The 16,515-nt window shown below is 38.9% G+C and carries 11 protein-coding genes and 2 rRNA genes; 6 read left to right on the top strand and 7 right to left on the bottom strand.

Features of this window, described 5'->3' with window-relative positions; translation table 11 throughout:
• The first annotated feature begins 95 nt into the window (after positions 1-95).
• From EWU22_RS13070 to EWU22_RS13060, 3 genes are all read left to right on the top strand, one after another.
• A 23S ribosomal RNA gene (locus tag EWU22_RS13070) occupies positions 96-2,925 on the top strand.
• Between the two features lie 68 nt (positions 2,926-2,993).
• Positions 2,994-3,105 (top strand): 5S ribosomal RNA (gene rrf / locus EWU22_RS13065).
• Positions 3,106-3,472: 367 nt separating this feature from the next.
• Positions 3,473-4,918, top strand: a complete 1,446-nt coding sequence (locus tag EWU22_RS13060; RefSeq protein WP_130925890.1) for a Kelch repeat-containing protein — start codon at positions 3,473-3,475, stop codon at positions 4,916-4,918.
• Here the strand turns inward: EWU22_RS13060 and EWU22_RS13055 are convergent.
• The 4 genes from EWU22_RS13055 to EWU22_RS13040 are packed head-to-tail and all read right to left on the bottom strand — an operon-like array spanning position 4,915 to position 10,811.
• Positions 4,915-5,340, bottom strand: coding sequence for a Fur family transcriptional regulator (locus EWU22_RS13055; RefSeq protein ID WP_130925889.1), 426 nt, complete (start codon positions 5,338-5,340; stop codon positions 4,915-4,917). The genes EWU22_RS13060 and EWU22_RS13055 overlap by 4 nt on opposite strands.
• 4 nt (positions 5,341-5,344) lie before the next feature.
• Positions 5,345-7,144: an ABC transporter ATP-binding protein gene (locus EWU22_RS13050; protein WP_130925888.1), complete on the bottom strand. Its 1,800-nt coding sequence runs from the start codon at positions 7,142-7,144 to the stop codon at positions 5,345-5,347.
• 4 nt (positions 7,145-7,148) lie between these two features.
• Complete coding sequence (locus EWU22_RS13045; protein ID WP_130925887.1) at positions 7,149-8,186, bottom strand: gliding motility protein GldB-related protein; 1,038 nt, start codon at positions 8,184-8,186, stop codon at positions 7,149-7,151.
• Positions 8,187-10,811, bottom strand: a complete 2,625-nt coding sequence (locus tag EWU22_RS13040) for a valine--tRNA ligase (RefSeq protein WP_130925886.1) — start codon at positions 10,809-10,811, stop codon at positions 8,187-8,189. It abuts the gene before it with no gap.
• Positions 10,812-10,943: 132 nt separating this feature from the next.
• On the opposite strand from EWU22_RS13040, the gene EWU22_RS13035 reads away from it, so the two are divergent.
• Positions 10,944-11,375 carry a sterol desaturase family protein gene (locus EWU22_RS13035; protein ID WP_231962904.1) on the top strand — a complete coding sequence of 144 codons (432 nt, stop codon included), beginning with the start codon at positions 10,944-10,946 and terminating at the stop codon, positions 11,373-11,375.
• 2 nt (positions 11,376-11,377) lie between these two features.
• Here the strand turns inward: EWU22_RS13035 and EWU22_RS13030 are convergent, their stop codons facing one another.
• The 3 genes from EWU22_RS13030 to EWU22_RS13020 are packed head-to-tail and all read right to left on the bottom strand — an operon-like array spanning position 11,378 to position 14,275.
• Positions 11,378-12,628, bottom strand: a complete 1,251-nt coding sequence (locus EWU22_RS13030) for a sulfate adenylyltransferase subunit 1 (protein WP_130925885.1) — start codon at positions 12,626-12,628, stop codon at positions 11,378-11,380.
• Between the two features lie 18 nt (positions 12,629-12,646).
• Positions 12,647-13,567 (bottom strand): sulfate adenylyltransferase subunit CysD, encoded by a 921-nt coding sequence (gene cysD, locus EWU22_RS13025; RefSeq protein WP_130925884.1) that lies wholly within the window; start codon positions 13,565-13,567, stop codon positions 12,647-12,649.
• 15 nt (positions 13,568-13,582) lie between these two features.
• Positions 13,583-14,275 carry a phosphoadenylyl-sulfate reductase gene (locus EWU22_RS13020; protein ID WP_130925883.1) on the bottom strand — a complete coding sequence of 231 codons (693 nt, stop codon included), beginning with the start codon at positions 14,273-14,275 and terminating at the stop codon, positions 13,583-13,585.
• Positions 14,276-14,402: 127 nt separating this feature from the next.
• Between EWU22_RS13020 and EWU22_RS13015 the strand changes: the two genes are divergently transcribed.
• Both EWU22_RS13015 and EWU22_RS13010 read left to right on the top strand, forming a co-directional pair.
• The gene (locus tag EWU22_RS13015) at positions 14,403-15,098 is read left to right on the top strand and encodes an AlbA family DNA-binding domain-containing protein (RefSeq protein WP_226998220.1); all 696 of its coding nucleotides are present in this window, start codon (positions 14,403-14,405) and stop codon (positions 15,096-15,098) included.
• Positions 15,095-16,468 carry a monooxygenase gene (locus EWU22_RS13010; RefSeq protein ID WP_130925882.1) on the top strand — a complete coding sequence of 458 codons (1,374 nt, stop codon included), beginning with the start codon at positions 15,095-15,097 and terminating at the stop codon, positions 16,466-16,468. Before EWU22_RS13015 ends, EWU22_RS13010 begins: the two co-directional genes overlap by 4 nt.
• Positions 16,469-16,515 lie beyond the last annotated feature (47 nt).

The following is a 16,515-nucleotide window of genomic DNA, read 5'->3' as shown; positions in this document are numbered from 1 at the left end:
GTTTTTACACAAGGTTCTTTGACATATTGTGAGAATAAAGTAAAGAGTAAGAGCAAAAATAGATAGCGATTGCCTTCGGGCATGAAGATATTAGAGAGTAAGTGAAATAAGGGCGTATGGGGGATGCCTAGGCTCTTGGAGGCGAAGAAGGACGTGTTAAGCTGCGATAAGCTTCGGGGAGGTGCACAAGACCATTAATCCGAAGATTTCCGAATGGGGCAACCCACTAGATTGAAGATCTAGTATTCTATATAATAGAAGGCAAACCTGCTGAACTGAAACATCTAAGTAAGCAGAGGAAGAGAAAACAAAAGTGATTCCGTAAGTAGTGGCGAGCGAACGCGGATTAGCCCAAACCAGTGTTGTTGCGGCAAGACTGGGGTTGTAGGACTTCGATATCGATGATATAAATGAACGAGAACTGTCTGGGAAGGCGGGCCGTAGAAGGTGAGAGCCCTGTATTGGTAAGTTTATTTCATTGTAGGAGTATCCTGAGTAGGGGGGGACTGGAGAAATCCCCTTTGAATCTGCCGGCACCATCCGGTAAGGCTAAATACTACCAAGAGACCGATAGTGAACGAGTACTGTGAAGGAAAGGTGAAAAGTACCCTGAGTAAGGGGGTGAAAAGACCCTGAAACCATACGCTTACAAGCGGTCGGAGCCCTTTCGTGGGGTGACGGCGTGCCTTTTGCATAATGAGCCTACGAGTTACTTTCACTGGCGAGGTTAATCACATAGATGTGAGCAGCCGGAGCGAAAGCGAGTCTGAATAGGGCGCTTAGTCAGTGGGAGTAGACGCGAAACTTTGTGATCTACCCATGAGCAGGTTGAAGCTCCGGTAAAACGGAGTGGAGGACCGAACCAGTTTACGTTGAAAAGTATTTGGATGACTTGTGGGTAGGGGTGAAAGGCCAATCAAACTGAGAAATAGCTCGTACTCCCCGAAATGTTTTTAGGAACAGCCTCGGGGTCAAGTTTTAAGCAGGTAAAGCTACCGATAGGACTAGGGGGAGTCAAATCCTACCAAATCCTGACGAACTCTGAATGGCTTAAAATATACCCGGGAGTGAGGGTTGGGGTGCTAAGGTCCCAATCCGAGAGGGAAAGAACCCAGACCAACAGCTAAGGTCCCAAAATCTTTACTAAGTTGAACTAAGGAAGTCTGATTGCAGTGACAGCCAGGATGTTAGCTTGGAAGCAGCTATTCATTTAAAGAGTGCGTAACAGCTCACTGGTCGAGCGAGGCGGGCATCGATAATAAACGGGCATCAAGTAAAGTACCGAAGCTTTGGATTATATTTATATACTGGTAGGGGAGCATTCTGATTGCGGCGAAGGTTGAGCGACAAGCTTGGCTGGAGCGATCAGAAAAGCAAATGTAGGCATGAGTAACGATAATGAGGGCGAGAAACCCTCACGCCGAAAGACTAAGGTTTCCTCAGCTATGCTAATCAACTGAGGGTTAGTCGGGGGCTAAGGGTCTAGCGAGAGCGACAACCTAATGCACAACAGGTTAATATTCCTGTACTTACTTATTGGGCAAATAGATGACGGAGAGAATGGGTTACCAGATACTGACGGAATAGTGTCTTTGAGAGGCGGCAGCAATGCCAAAACGAGTGTAGCGAGTGATCTTCCAAGAAAAGTCTAGGCGTGTATAACTAATAAGTAACCCGTACCGTAAACCGACACAGGTGGTCGAGAAGAATATTCTAAGGCGCTCGAGTGAATCACGGCTAAGGAACTCGGCAAATTAACCCTGTAACTTCGGGATAAAGGGAGCCTCGAGTAATCGAGGCCGCAGAGAAATGGCCCAGGCGACTGTTTAACAAAAACACATGGCTTTGCAAAATCGAAAGATGACGTATAAGGCCTGACACCTGCCCGGTGCTGGAAGGTTAAGGGGGGATGTTAGCTGCAAGGCGAAGCATTGAACTGAAGCCCCAGTAAACGGCGGCCGTAACTATAACGGTCCTAAGGTAGCGAAATTCCTTGTCGGGTAAGTTCCGACCTGCACGAATGGTGTAACGATCTGGGCACTGTCTCAGCCGTGAGCTCGGTGAAATTGTAGTAACGGTGAAGATGCCGTTTACCCGCAACGGGACGGAAAGACCCCATGAACCTTTACTATAGCTTAGCATTGAGTTTTGGTACTGGATGTGTAGGATAGGTGGGAGGCTGTGAGCCGGTGTCGCTAGGCATCGGGGAGCCAACGTTGAAATACCACCCTTCTTGTACTGGAATTCTAATCCCTAGATGGGAGACATTGCTTGGTGGGTAGTTTGACTGGGGTGGTCGCCTCCAAAAGAGTAACGGAGGCTTTCAAAGGTTCCCTCAGCACGCTTGGTAACCGTGCGTAGAGTGCAATAGCAAAAGGGAGCTTGACTGTGAGACCGACAAGTCGATCAGGTACGAAAGTAGGATATAGTGATCCGGTGGTTTAGTATGGAACAGCCATCGCTCAAAGGATAAAAGGTACTCTGGGGATAACAGGCTGATCTCCCCCAAGAGCTCACATCGACGGGGAGGTTTGGCACCTCGATGTCGGCTCGTCACATCCTGGGGCTGGAGAAGGTCCCAAGGGTTCGGCTGTTCGCCGATTAAAGTGGCACGCGAGCTGGGTTCAGAACGTCGTGAGACAGTTCGGTCCCTATCTGTTGTGGGCGTAGGAATATTGACAGGTTCTGACTTTAGTACGAGAGGACCGAGTTGGACTGACCGCTGGTATATCAGTTGTTCTGCCAAGGGCATAGCTGAGTAGCCACGTCGGGACCAGATAAGCGCTGAAAGCATCTAAGTGCGAAACTGACCTGAAGATGAGTATTCCATGAAGGGTCCGTGTAGACGACACGGTCGATAGGCTACAGATGTAAAGGCAGTAATGTCAAAGTCGAGTAGTACTAATTACCCGAAAGCTTACTTTTATAAAAAAAATGCAACGACTGTTTATTTTATCTCACAATATGGAAAAAGGCTAAGACCTTGCAAGATTTATGGAGCCGATAGGACGGGTGTTCACCTCTTCCCATCTCGAACAGAGAAGTTAAGCCCCGCACCGCTGATGATACTGGGATCAAACCCGGGAAAGTAAGTAAGCTCCAAGTTATTATTATCAAGCCCGCTAGTCTCTAGTGGGCTTTTTTTTGTTATTAGGGGAATGAAGAATGAAGAATGTAGAATGGAACTCTTCCATTTATAATTTATCATTCACAATTTATAATTTTCTTTCTGTTGCTTCGCTCATGCTGCGTTCTCATCTTTCGTAGGATTAACCTTTTGAATAAGGATTAGGGTTTAGTTATAAGGGAAATGTAGAATGAAGAATGTAGAATTATTCCATTTATAATTTATCATTTACAATTTATAATTCACCATTTACCATTCCCTTTCCTCTGGTCTATATTTTTAAATACCTTACCATTTAATCCATTCAATTAGAGTCATATTTTATTTATTTAATACATTTACAACATGAAGCATTATTGCCTCTTATTGTTGCTTTTTATTTTCCCTAGCTACATTTGGGCTAATCAATTTGCCTATTTTCTTAATAATACAGATCACAAGCCCTATCGCATTGATTTAGCCAAGAAAGAAATAGCCCGATTAGATTCTAATTCAAATTGGGTATTTTATCATCGCTTAACAACGGATTCTACTTATCGTCCCGATTTTATGAAGACAGCAGAATTCACTGTCTTACAAAAGAAAAATACCAATCGAATCCACATATTTCAAGAATGTACGAACCAAATGTATGTTGTTGATCTAACAAGTTTTCAATTGGAGAGAAAGGATGATACTTATTACCGCGGTGATAATTGTTCAGCTTATCGATTCTTTCGTGGTGACGTTGTATTTTCAATCGGTGGATATGGTTTTTGGAGATCTAATAATCACTTGATTTATTTTGATAAAAAAACAAAGGAATGGGAAGCGACTAATTCAAAAGGTCAAGCACCAGAAGGAATGTACCATGGCTTTGTTTCATATCTTCCTGAGAGAGATATGCTTGTATCCTTCTCTAATTATAGTACGGATGTTAGTCAAGATTATGGTAGATTAACTTTGGATCAATCCATTTATCAATTTTCTTTTTTTACTAAAACATGGGAAAAAATAGGAGAAATTACTCATCCTATTTTCAAACAAATTTTAGAGGAATACACCTATGAGAATAGGCATCATTTATTCTACACCGGTAAGTATTTTGTTTTTGAACCTTCTAGTAATAAAAATGGAATACATAAGTATTATTTTGTTAATCCACGGACTCTTGAAATCTTTGAATATAATGATCTAGAACTTAGATATGCACGAATAGCACTGGGTGCATCTCAACCTTTAAATTCTAGTATTTTCAAAAATGGTCCATGGCTTTTAACCGTATTACAAAATCCTAATCCTAATTCTTCTGATAGTGTTTTGCTCATTAATTTCGATGATTTAGCTAAAAATGCAACTTTTATTGGTTTGTTGACAGATTTACCATGGTATAAAACGGATTGGTTTTATGGCTTAATTTTAGTTCTATTAGTAGTGGTACTCATTTTTGTCATGAAAAGTATTAAACCAATTCGTACTAAAAAAGCTGTGAATTTAACCCTCATGCAGGAAGTGAAATTAGACATAGATCCAACTTCTTTGCGCTTATTAAAATCTATTATTGACAATCAAAATCAAGGTGGATTGGCCATCGAAGAGGTAAATCACATTTTAGATTTAGAAAATTTAGCTTTTGATACTCAACGTTATCGCCGAAGTGCTATCATCAATCAAGTGAATCAAACGCTTACTTTATTGACAGGGGAAAAGAATAGCATCATTCGGGAGAACTCAGATGAGGACAGGCGACAAAAGCGTTATAAAATCAATCCTAATTGCCTCGAATTACTTCGAAGGAAAGTTTCTATTTAAGGTTGATTACAAAGATTACAAATCCCCTGAATTAACAAATTGCTTTCTTTTTTAGTAAAATTCGCTGGTAAATTGATGCTAGGAATATGAACTAATTCCAGGCAAGTAGTTTGACCACATTGGTCACATTTGAAATGAACATGGTCATGTTGATGTGCATGTCCACCTTGGTGACACAGTTCCTTACAAAGTGCGTATTTAATACCTCCAATGTCATCAAGAACCTTATGGATAAGACCTTGACTTAAGAATGATTTAAGTGTTCGGTAAACAGTTACTCGATCAAATTGATTACTTAATTCTTGTTCGATATCACCCTGACTTAAAGCATATTCATGAGATTGCAATAAACCCAATACTTCAATTCTACAAGGAGTTGGTCGAAGGTCAAAATCGGATAAACTAAGTACTTTATGCTCCATCTTGTTAGATATGATCAGACTGCAATTTGACCATTTTTTGATAAATTCCATCCTTTATGGTCATCAATTCCTCATGATTTCCTGTTTCCACAATTTGACCTTCTTGCATAACTATGATTTTGTCAGCAGAGCGAATGGTCGATAAACGGTGAGCAATGATTAAACTAGTACGGTTTTTCATTAATTCTTCCAATGCAGATTGAACCCATTTTTCTGACTCCGAATCTAATGCACTGGTGGCTTCATCTAACAATAGAAATTTGGGGTTTTTCAATATGGCTCTAGCGATAGCAATTCGCTGTCTTTGTCCCCCTGACAATTTTACCCCTCTTTCTCCTACTAAAGTGTCCCACTTTTCAGGAAAGGATTCAATGAATTGTTTGGCAAAGGCTTGTTCAGCCGCTTTTTCTATTTCTTCTATAGTAGCATCAGGCTTTCCATAGGCAATGTTTTCTCGGATGCTTCCTCCAAACAACAATACTTCTTGTGGCACTAAGGCTACTAATTTCCTCCAATCACTTACATTGAATGCCTGGATATCTTGTTCTCCTAAGCATATTTTACCAGAATTGGGTTCGTAAAAGCGCATGAACAATTGAGCCAAGGTTGATTTCCCTGTTCCTGAGCTACCCACAATGGCAACCTTCTCGCCTGGCTCAATATTGAAATTTATCCCTTTTAAAATAGGCACATTTGGCCTTCCTGGATACGTAAAATGTAAATCTCTTACTTCAATTCTTCCAAATGGAATTTCTTCTGTGGATTCTTTTTCAATATTGATTTCTGAATGGTCGTCCAATATTTCTAAGATTCTCTCAGATGCCCCAATCGTTTTTTGTAATTGGGCATAGATATCACCAAGTCCTCCTACAGATCCACCAATGAAGGCTGTATAAAAGATAAAGGTTAATAATTCTGCTAAGATCAAATCACCAGATGAAACTAATTGTGCTCCGTACCAAACAACTCCAACAATGCCTCCAAAGAGGGCAAAGATGATAAAGCTGACAAATCCTCCGCGGAAAGTAGCTGCTTTTAAGGCTTGTTCGACAACTAAATTTAAAGATTGAGTATAGCGATTAACTTCCCATTTTTCATTGGTAAATGACTTGACTGCTTGAATAGATTGAAAGGTTTCCTCTACAATGATATTGGTAGATGCCAGCTCATCTTGAGATTTTTTAGATACTTTGCGAATGTATCTTCCAAAGACTAAGGCCGCAATAACCAATACAGGAAACGTGGCCAACATAAATAATGTTAGTTTCCACGATATGTAGGTAATCAAAGCGATTCCTCCAATTAGTGTGAATATTTGTCTAAAAAATTCAGCTAATGTGATTGAAAGCACATCTTGTAGTTGGGTAATATCTGAGGTAATTCGACTCATCATTTCTCCGACACGCCGTTTTTCAAATTGGAATATGGGAAGCGTAATAATTTTCGTGTAAAGATGTTGGCGAACATCTTTCATTGCTTTTTCCGAAACTTGTGCAAAGGTGTAAATCCTAAAAAAGGATAATACAGCCTGAATAACTAAGATCGAAAAGAAGAAAATGGTTACTTGGTTGATGGTGAATTGAGATTTCCCTTCCATCACTTTAGTCATTTCACCAATCAATAATGGAAAACTTAATGTAGTTAAATTGGAAAAAAACAAAAAGAACATTCCTGCTATGAATGTCCATTTATACGGTAAAATGAATTTGTAAATGCGTAACGCTTTGCGAATTCCTTCTTTATTAACTTTTCTGGCATCTTTAGGATCTGCACCTTCTCCAAATTTCTCGTGTCTCTTAGCCATATGCTTATTCTTTCGCTTTACCTCTATATCCTGAGGCCTGGAATAGTTGATTAGCATCTGGCTTTGCCATTACTTCTGCCAATCGTTCTTGTGGGTGATTTGTCTGATACGCGTCAATGATTTTCCAACCTAACCACCGTCCAATAGATCCCGGACATGCGGGACCAATCTCTACTGTTTTGGGTCTTTCTCCTAAGTATTTGGCTTTGGTGAATTCATCTTGTTTGTACAACAATGACTGGTCAATAAAATGTTCCCAAATTTCCTGCTGAAACATATCTGATTCAGTTAATTCCTTCTGTGTATATCCAAACAATAAACTATCCGCTAAGGCTGGAGCCATTTTCTTGGCAAATGCATAGCTTTTTCCATACCAAATCATATCACTCAGCATGGTAGCATTTTCTGCCATATGCTTGTTGAAATAGCCTGAATATAATAATAGAATTTGCCCCACAAGTGCTCTGGGTTCTAGTCTCCTTAATTGATAATCGTACACATTTTGAGGCAGGTACATTCCTTTTTTCCCCATGAAATAATCCAAGCCAATGATAATTAGGCTATCACTCACTACTAGATGTTCCGTTTTAAAATTCCCAATGGCCCCAAAACCTGTAAATACGGTTCTGATTTTTGGGATTTTAGCTTGAGGAAATTCATTTTTTATTTCTTGGAAGGCAGTTTGTAATTCCTTTTCTAATACCTGGCCTCCAAAAAATACATCTTGTTGACTTTGTTCGTAAAACTTACGTAAAGCTGGATTTTGGAAGAGCGCAAATAAGTTTTTAGCTAATTCTTTCGATCTATTTGCCCCAACAGAAAAATATGCATGTAAGACTTCAGGGTGTTTGAGAAGTATGCTATCGATTTGTTGTTCATTCTTACTGTTCGCAATAGCCTGATCTAAACGCTGTATATCCAATTGAATGGTTGAAACTTTTTCCTTGATTTCCTTTTTGTCTTCTGTACTTCCACAAGACCCCAAGATCATAGGTGCAATCATCAACCAAAAAAATCCTACGTAGCGCTTAGTGATTTTCATTTAGCTTAAACGGGCTATTAATTCTTTCAACGATTTGATTTTATTTTCAGCATCCGAAAGCTTTTGTCTTTCTCTTTCTACTAAATCAGCTTTCGCATTTTGAACGAATTTTTCGTTGGCTAATTTTGCCTCTACCGATTTTTTAAAACCTTCTAAATAAACTAATTCTTTTTCAGATTCTTCTTTTAAAACGGCTGGATCTTCATCATTCGCTAAAGGAACAAAAAACTGATCAGACTTCACCACAAAAGTTTGTGCTTCTGAAATTGATTCTTGAATGAAAGTGACCGAATCTAAATTCGCCAATTTAATGAGAATAGCTTCAAGAGAAGTATAGGCTTGTGGCTGCTCCGATTTGATACATAGACTCAAAGCAACTTTAGGAGAAATTTGTTTGGTATTTCTAATCTCACGGATTTTAGTTACAATCTCAAACAAGGAATCGAATTGGGCAATGATGGAAGCTTGTACGGGTTTTGCTTTTGGAAATTCAGCTTTACAAATACTAATGCCTGCTTTTCTTTCTTCCATGTTCTGCCAAATTTCTTCTGTAATAAATGGCATATATGGATGCAATAAACGCATTAATTGATCAAATAAACCCAGGGCCGTAGCTAAGGTTTCTGATGCAATGGGGCTTTGGTATGGAGGTTTGATGATCTCCAAATATTTGGCACAATAATCATCCCAAACCAAATTATAAATACTCAATAAGGCATCTGAAATTCGGAATTTTTGGAAATGATCCTGTACATCTAGGATCGTTTGAGATAATTTAGATTCAAACCATTCTGTAGCCAACACATGTTCTGGCAAAGATTGGCCTTCCTGAACCTCCAAGCCCTTTAATAATCGGAACGCATTCCAGATTTTATTGGAGAAGTTTCTACCTTGTTCGCATAATTTATCATCAAATAATAAATCGTTTCCTGCAGGTGCTGAGAACAATAAACCCGAACGAACTCCATCCGCTCCAAATTTCTCAATTAATTCCAATGGATCAGGAGAATTGCCTAAGGACTTAGACATTTTTCTGCCTTGCTTGTCGCGGACAATACCCGTCAAATACACATTTCTGAAAGGTAATTCACCTCTCCACTCATACCCAGCCATGATCATCCGAGCAACCCAAAAGAATAGAATATCGGGTCCCGTAACTAAATCATTGGTAGGGTAATAGTAATTAATTTCTTCATTATTTGGGTTTTCAATACCATCAAAAACAGAGATAGGCCATAACCAAGAAGAGAACCAAGTATCCAATACATCTGGATCTTGCGTTAAGTCATCTTCTACCAAAGCAAATAACTGGTATTTATCTCGAGCAATGCGCAACGCTTCTTTCTTGTCTTTTGCCACAATTAGCGTTCCATCTTGCAGGTAAAAAGCGGGAATTTGTTGCCCCCACCACAATTGACGCGAAATACACCAATCATGTACATTTTCCATCCAAGAACGATAGGTATTTTTGAATTTGGCAGGATGTAATTGGATGTTGTCATTCATGACATTTTTCAAAGCAGGTTTTGCCATTTCTTCCATTTTTAAGAACCATTGCAATGAAAGCTTAGGTTCAATAACGGCTCCTGTACGTTCAGAAGTACCAATGGTGGATTTATATTCTTCGGTTTGAATTAAATATCCTTCTTCCGTTAATTGTTTGACAATTCGCTTTCGGGCTTCAAAACGGTCTACACCTACAAATAAAACCGCCTTTTCATTTAATGCACCATTGTCGTCAATGATATCAATAACAGGTAATTTATGTTTAATGCCTAGTTCATAGTCATTTAAATCATGGGCAGGAGTAACTTTTAAGCATCCAGTTCCAAAGTCGGTACTTACATATTCGTCAGGAATAATGCTGATTTCACGATTGATTAGAGGAATAAAAACCTTTTTTCCATGCAAAGAAAGGTAACGCTCATCTGTTGGATTGACGCAAATAGCAGCATCGGCCATGATGGTTTCTGGGCGAGTAGTCGCTATGGTTACATGTCCTGAACCATCTACCAATGGATATTGGATATGGTATAATTTGGCTTGAACATCTTTGTAAATTACTTCTTCGTCAGACAAGGCTGTTTTACCTTGAGGATCCCAATTGACCATTCTAACACCTCGGTAAATTAACCCTTTGTTGTACAAACGAACAAAGGTATCAATTACTGCCTCATATAATGAAGGCTCCATGGTGAAGCGAGTACGATCCCAATCACAGGAAGCGCCTAATTTTTTTAATTGATCTAAGATAATTCCGCCATATTTATCCTTCCATTCAAAAGCATATTTCAGAAATTCTTCCCGACTAATATCCTTTTTTTCGATGCCTTTTTCTTTCAACATCGCTACCACTTTGGCTTCTGTGGCAATGGATGCATGATCTGTTCCTGGCACCCAGCAAGCCTCTTTTCCTTCCATCCGAGCTTTTCTAATTAATACATCTTGGATGGTATTATTTAACATATGCCCCATATGCAATACTCCCGTTACATTGGGAGGAGGGATGACGATGGTATATGCTTCTTTATTTGGATCAGGTTTAGAAGCAAAAAGCTTATTTTCCAACCAAAAGGCATACCATTTTTGCTCAATCTCTTGCGGGGCGTAATTTTTGTCAATCATAAAGGAAGGTTCTTACCGTATTCTTAGAACGGTTTCATTATAGCCTACAAAGATAATTGATTTAGCTCAAAGAGGAAGGTGGAATTTTAAAACAATTCGATGTAATTTCGGTTGAAATTGAAAAAGGAAATCATGGAAATATTAATGTGGCTGGGTACTTTTTTACTCATGGAAGGTATAGCCTGGTTTACTCATAAATACATCATGCATGGAGTAATGTGGAATTGGCATGAGTCGCACCATGTCCACCATAAAAATGCATTAGAAAAAAATGATTTGTTTTCGGTGGTATTTGGGGTCCTATCCACCCTAACCATCATCATAGGTGCTGAAATCGAGGCTTATCGGCCCTTATTGTGGATTGGTTTAGGGATTGCGAGCTATGGCCTATGTTATTTTATCTTTCATGATATCATCGTACATCGAAGAATCAAGGTCAAGTTTAAGACAAAAAATACCTATTTAAAGCGCTTGATTAAAGCACATTATGTACACCATGAAGTGCATGAAAAAGAGGGCGCAGAAGCTTTCGGTTTCTTGTACGCCCCCAAAAAATATGAATAGGTTTATTTGACGAAACCTACACCTACTGTTGAGTTAGAAAACTCATCAATTAAGATAAATGCTCCATTCGATGGATTTTCTGCATAAACATCAGCCATGATGGGTTGCGCTGTACGCAATTGTATTCCTCCAATTTCATTGAGTTTTAGAGAGTCTACGTCTTGACTTGACGTTTGAGCTACCACATCCAACCTCTCGGTAATTTGTGAAATTTTAGCTTTGGTTAAGTTGACACCATGCTGTAAAAGGTACGTTTTTCCAGGACTTAAAGCTTGATGATCTAACCAGCAAATGTGGGCAGCAAAATCTTTTAATTGAGGAGCTTGAGTATCAGAAGCCAATACCAATGAATTTCCACGTGAAATGTCCACGTCGGTAGTTAGCGTTATCACAACAGAATCTCCAGCTACAGCACGCTCTAATTGCTCCCCAAATTTTTCAATAGAAGCTATGGTGCTTTCTTGGCCAGTGGGTAAAGCTTTGATGACATCCCCAACTTGAAATGTACCAGAACTAATTTTTCCAGCATAGCCACGGTAGTCGTGGTACTCTTCTGTTTTAGGGCGAATAACCCATTGAACAGGAAAACGTGCGGGTGCATGAGCTAAACTTTCAGCAAATTCAAATGCTTCTAATTCGCCTAATAAGGTATTACCTTGATACCAAGGCATTTTATCAGCCGCTTGGGTGATGTTTTGTCCAAATAAAGAAGAAATTGGTAAAAAGCTTATTTCTTGACCTTCAAATGTGGTTTGAGCGACCAAAGAACTTAAACTATCTTTGATGGCTTCAAACTTGGCTTCATCGTATTGAACCAAATCCATTTTATTCACACAAATGATGACTTTGGGAATGCGGAGTAATGCCGCAATGGATAGATGTCTGGCAGTTTGTTCTACGACACCTTGGCGAGCATCCACCAAAATCAAGGAGACTTTGGCATTAGAAGCACCAGTAACCATGTTACGGGTATATTCCACGTGACCAGGGGTATCTGCAATAATGTATTTACGTGTAGGAGTGGAGAAATAAATGTGCGCCACATCAATGGTGATGCCTTGCTCTCTCTCCGCAATTAATCCATCAGTTAGAAGTGAAAGGTCCAAAAAGTCTAGACCTTTTCTTTTAGAAGCACTTTCTAATGCTTCAATTTTATCTTTGGTAATTGAATTGGTTTCATATAATAATCGACCAATCAATGTACTTTTTCCGTCGTCTACAGAACCTGCAGTAGCTATGCGTAAAATATCCATATTCCTTTCTCTCTCCTGTTAAAAATATCCTTGTTGCTTTCTTTTTTCCATGGCGGCTTCGGAGCGTTTATCGTCGATACGAGCACCACGTTCTGAGATTTCAGCAGATAAAATTTCTTCAATGATGATGTCAATTTCCACGGCATCTGATTCAACAGCCGCAGTACAAGTCATATCTCCAACCGTTCTAAAGCGAACGGTAGCTTCAAATGGGATTTCATCAGCTTCTTTATTCAAGTATTCTGAATCGGCCCAAAGCATACCATCGCGTTCAATAACTTGGCGCTGGTGAGAAAAATAAATGCTTGGGATTTCCATTTTTTCTTCCTTAATGTAATTCCAAACATCTAATTCAGTCCAATTGGAAATAGGAAAAACACGTACATTTTCACCAACAGCTATACGGCCATTTAGCATATCAAATAACTCGGGTCTTTGTCTTTTGGCATCCCATTGCCCAAAATCATCACGGACAGAGAAAATACGTTCTTTTGCTCGGGCTTTTTCTTCATCTCTTCTCGCTCCACCAATACAAGCATCAAATTTGAATTCTTCGATGGTGTCTAATAAAGTTACGGTTTGAAGTATGTTGCGAGAGGCATATTTACCCGTTTCTTCTTTAGCTTTTCCTTGGTCAATGGAGTCTTGTACATAACGAACGATGAGTTCTGCCCCAGTTTCTTTGGCTAACCAATCTCTAAACTCAATGGTTTCAGGGAAGTTATGTCCTGTATCAATGTGTACCAATGGGAAAGGGATTTTCCCAGGAAAAAATGCTTTTTGAGCTAATCTTACTAAGGTAATCGAATCTTTACCTCCAGAAAACAGTAAAGCTGGACGCTCAAATTGGGCGGCAACTTCACGCATGATATAAATAGATTCATCTTCCAATTTTCTTGGAAACTGTCCTATTTTGTCTTTAATGGTTGAATTTGTCATAAAATGGATAATAAATTAGGCGTGTAATCCACATTCCTTTTGGGAGTTTTCCCACCACCACCTGCCTGCTCTTGGATGCTCTCCTTCAGCAATGGCACGTGTACAAGGTGCGCAACCAATGGAGATAAAACCTTTTTTGTGCAAGGGGTTTTGCGGTATTTTATGGTCTACTAAATATTGATTTAATTCATCAAATGTCCAATCAATCAATGGATTTATTTTGAATAATTGTCTTTGTTCATCCCATTCCACAATGGGTATATTCGCTCTATTTTCAGATTGTTCGGCTCGTAAGCCAGTAATCCAAACTTTTGCACCTTGCAAAGCTCGGGATAAAGGCTCCATTTTTCGAATGAAACAGCATTCTTTTCTGTTTTCTACCGAACTGTAAAATGAATTGAATCCCTTTTCTTTCACTAGTTTCTCTACCGATTCCGTTTTTGGGAAAAATGTGTCAATGGTAATTTGATACTTTCTAGTTGTCAAATCCATTAATTCATAGGATTCTTGAAACTGACGGCCAGTATCTAAAGTGAATATTTGAATGGGATGAGATTGGCTAGCTATGGCATATAAAATTGCCTGATCTTCTTGACCAAAAGAAGTCGAAAATACAATTTTCTCCTGAGGGAATAATTGAGTTAATACCTGCAATCGTTCTTCTAGGGAAAGATTTAATAAGGTTTTTTCAATGGTTGAAATATCCATACTCTTAAAATTTTCACAAAAATACATAATGTCTATTGAATTACTATACTTGATTTTAAAAAGATTTACAAGACTTCACATGAAGGAAATAAATCTTTTGTAAATTCATAACGATAAACATAGTAGGATGCATCAAGGCTCAGAGATCTGGTGGAATGAGGGAATGGAGGAGGACAAATCTCCATTTTTGGACTTGAAGGCTATAAAAACCTTAGTTAAGCAAGGTGAAGGCCAGCGTTTGGAGTTCAAAATGAAGGTCAAGTTCCCAGAGAAAATTATCAAAGAAATGGTGGCCTTTGCTAATACCGATGGAGGTATACTTCTAGTTGGCGTCAGTGATGAGGGGCTAGTTCAGGGAGTAAAGTTTGTAGATGAAGAACAATTTTTGTTGGACCGGGCCATTGAGAAGTATTGTTTTCCAGTTTTTTCCTACACCAATTATCGAGTAGAAATAGATTCTCAAAGGGCTATTTTGGTATATCATATATTTCCAAGTATCGATAAGCCGCATTTAGTTCAATTAGCTGACGAACCTCAACCTAAATGTTATGTGCGAATCAAGGACAGAACCGTTCAGGCGAGTAAAGAAATGAAACAAATATTGAGAAGGGAACATGAAGAGGGGATACAATTTAATTTTGGACCATCTGAAAAATGGTTAATGGAGTATTTGCATGAAAATCAACAGATTACATTAGCTTTGTTTGCAGAGAAGCAATCTTTACCTATTTGGCTAGCTTCTCGAAAATTAGTTCTATTGGTTTTGGCAAGAGTATTACGCATATTGCCAGGCGAAGTATACGATATTTACACCTTACGATGAAAAACAGTTTTTGGGTAATTGTTGCTTTAAACTTGCTTTTTTCTGCTTGCACCAAGCAAGCAGTGGAACCTGATAATTCCATGAAACCTGTTAGTTCTGTTACTTCTTCATTTGATTTAATTCAAGACAAAATTTTCACGCCCTCCTGTGCCACCTCCGGATGTCATCTAGCTACAACTGACGCGTCTTTTGCTCAGCATGGCTTGGTGCTGGCGAAGTCTACAGCTTATTCCCAACTAGTAGGTGTAGCCGCTAAAAATCCAAATGCTGTTATCAATAAAATTTTACGAGTGACTAAATTTCAATCCACTCAAAGTTTATTATATCACAAATTAAATTGGGATGTGGCTCATCATTCCAGTATAGATTATGGTGTTCCTATGCCTTTAGGAGGCAAACCGCTTTCGGTCGGGCAGTTGAAATTTATCCAGAACTGGATTGAAGCTGGAGCTCCAGAAAAAGGAGAAGTGGCTGATGCTAAATTATTAGATGATACTACTCCTAGCTATGCTGTTAGTTCGGATTTTAGCCCTTTAAATGAACCTTCGGCTGAAGGAAAAGAAGGATTACAATTGAAAGTGGATAAGTTTTCTGTTGCCCCAAATTTTGAGCGAGAGCTTTTTGTAAGGAAGCCTCTAAATAATTCAACACCAATATATGTATCTCGTATTAAATTGAAATCAAGGCCCAATAGCCACCACATGGTTTTATATGATTTTGAAAATAAACAAACCTTACCCAATTTGAATGAAGTGAGGGATTTACGAAACAGTGATAATAGCATCAATGTTTTTACCTTTTTGCAAATGCAAAATCACATATTCTTAGGAGGGGGAACTGACCCTAACTCGGATTATTCTTTTCCAGAAGGAACAGCATTATTGCTTCCTGCCAACAGTTCCATTGATTTGAACCCACATTATTTTAATAAAACGAATGAAGTAATATTTGGCGAAAATTATGTCAATCTATACACTGTTAAAGCCGACCAGGTGAAAAAGGTGGTCCAAATGATTGATTTCAATAATACAAATTTGACGATACCAGCCAACCAAAAAACGGTCATTTCAAAGGACTTTATTTTTGATAAGGCTGTGGCCATCGTTTCATTAACCTCTCATACCCATCAATGGGGTAAATTATTTCAGATTAAAATTAAAGGAGGTGCCAGAAACGGTGAAGTTATCTATGAAAGTACAGATTGGGCGCACCCGACTGTTATTAATTTCTCCAAAGTGATTGAGTTAAAGGCTGGAGAAGGATTAACATCAGTGGTCACCTATGATAACAATACGAATCGCATTATCCGCTTTGGCTTAACTTCCGAAGATGAAATGAATATTATATTTGGATATTACTATGCACTTTAAAACAGAGCTCTATAAATACATTCACTCACATGCTTAAATAAAAAAAA

The sequence above is a fragment of the Aquirufa nivalisilvae genome (assembly GCF_004307455.1).
Lineage (GTDB): Bacteria > Bacteroidota > Bacteroidia > Cytophagales > Spirosomataceae > Aquirufa > Aquirufa nivalisilvae.
The sequence above is the reverse complement of the archived record's forward strand: the minus strand, read 5'-3'. Positions and strand labels throughout refer to the sequence as shown.

Bases quoted from the DNA above. Each gene is read 5' to 3' on its own strand.
- EWU22_RS13060 (WP_130925890.1), top strand. From the start codon at position 3,473: ATGAAGCATTATTGCCTCTTATTGTTGCTTTTTATTTTCCCTAGCTAC.
- EWU22_RS13055 (WP_130925889.1), bottom strand. From the start codon at position 5,340: ATGGAGCATAAAGTACTTAGTTTATCCGATTTTGACCTTCGACCAACT.
- EWU22_RS13050 (WP_130925888.1), bottom strand. From the start codon at position 7,144: ATGGCTAAGAGACACGAGAAATTTGGAGAAGGTGCAGATCCTAAAGAT.
- EWU22_RS13045 (WP_130925887.1), bottom strand. From the start codon at position 8,186: ATGAAAATCACTAAGCGCTACGTAGGATTTTTTTGGTTGATGATTGCA.
- EWU22_RS13040 (WP_130925886.1), bottom strand. From the start codon at position 10,811: ATGATTGACAAAAATTACGCCCCGCAAGAGATTGAGCAAAAATGGTAT.
- EWU22_RS13035 (WP_231962904.1), top strand. From the start codon at position 10,944: ATGGAAATATTAATGTGGCTGGGTACTTTTTTACTCATGGAAGGTATA.
- EWU22_RS13030 (WP_130925885.1), bottom strand. From the start codon at position 12,628: ATGGATATTTTACGCATAGCTACTGCAGGTTCTGTAGACGACGGAAAA.
- cysD (WP_130925884.1), bottom strand. From the start codon at position 13,567: ATGACAAATTCAACCATTAAAGACAAAATAGGACAGTTTCCAAGAAAA.
- EWU22_RS13020 (WP_130925883.1), bottom strand. From the start codon at position 14,275: ATGGATATTTCAACCATTGAAAAAACCTTATTAAATCTTTCCCTAGAA.
- EWU22_RS13015 (WP_226998220.1), top strand. From the start codon at position 14,403: ATGCATCAAGGCTCAGAGATCTGGTGGAATGAGGGAATGGAGGAGGAC.
- EWU22_RS13010 (WP_130925882.1), top strand. From the start codon at position 15,095: ATGAAAAACAGTTTTTGGGTAATTGTTGCTTTAAACTTGCTTTTTTCT.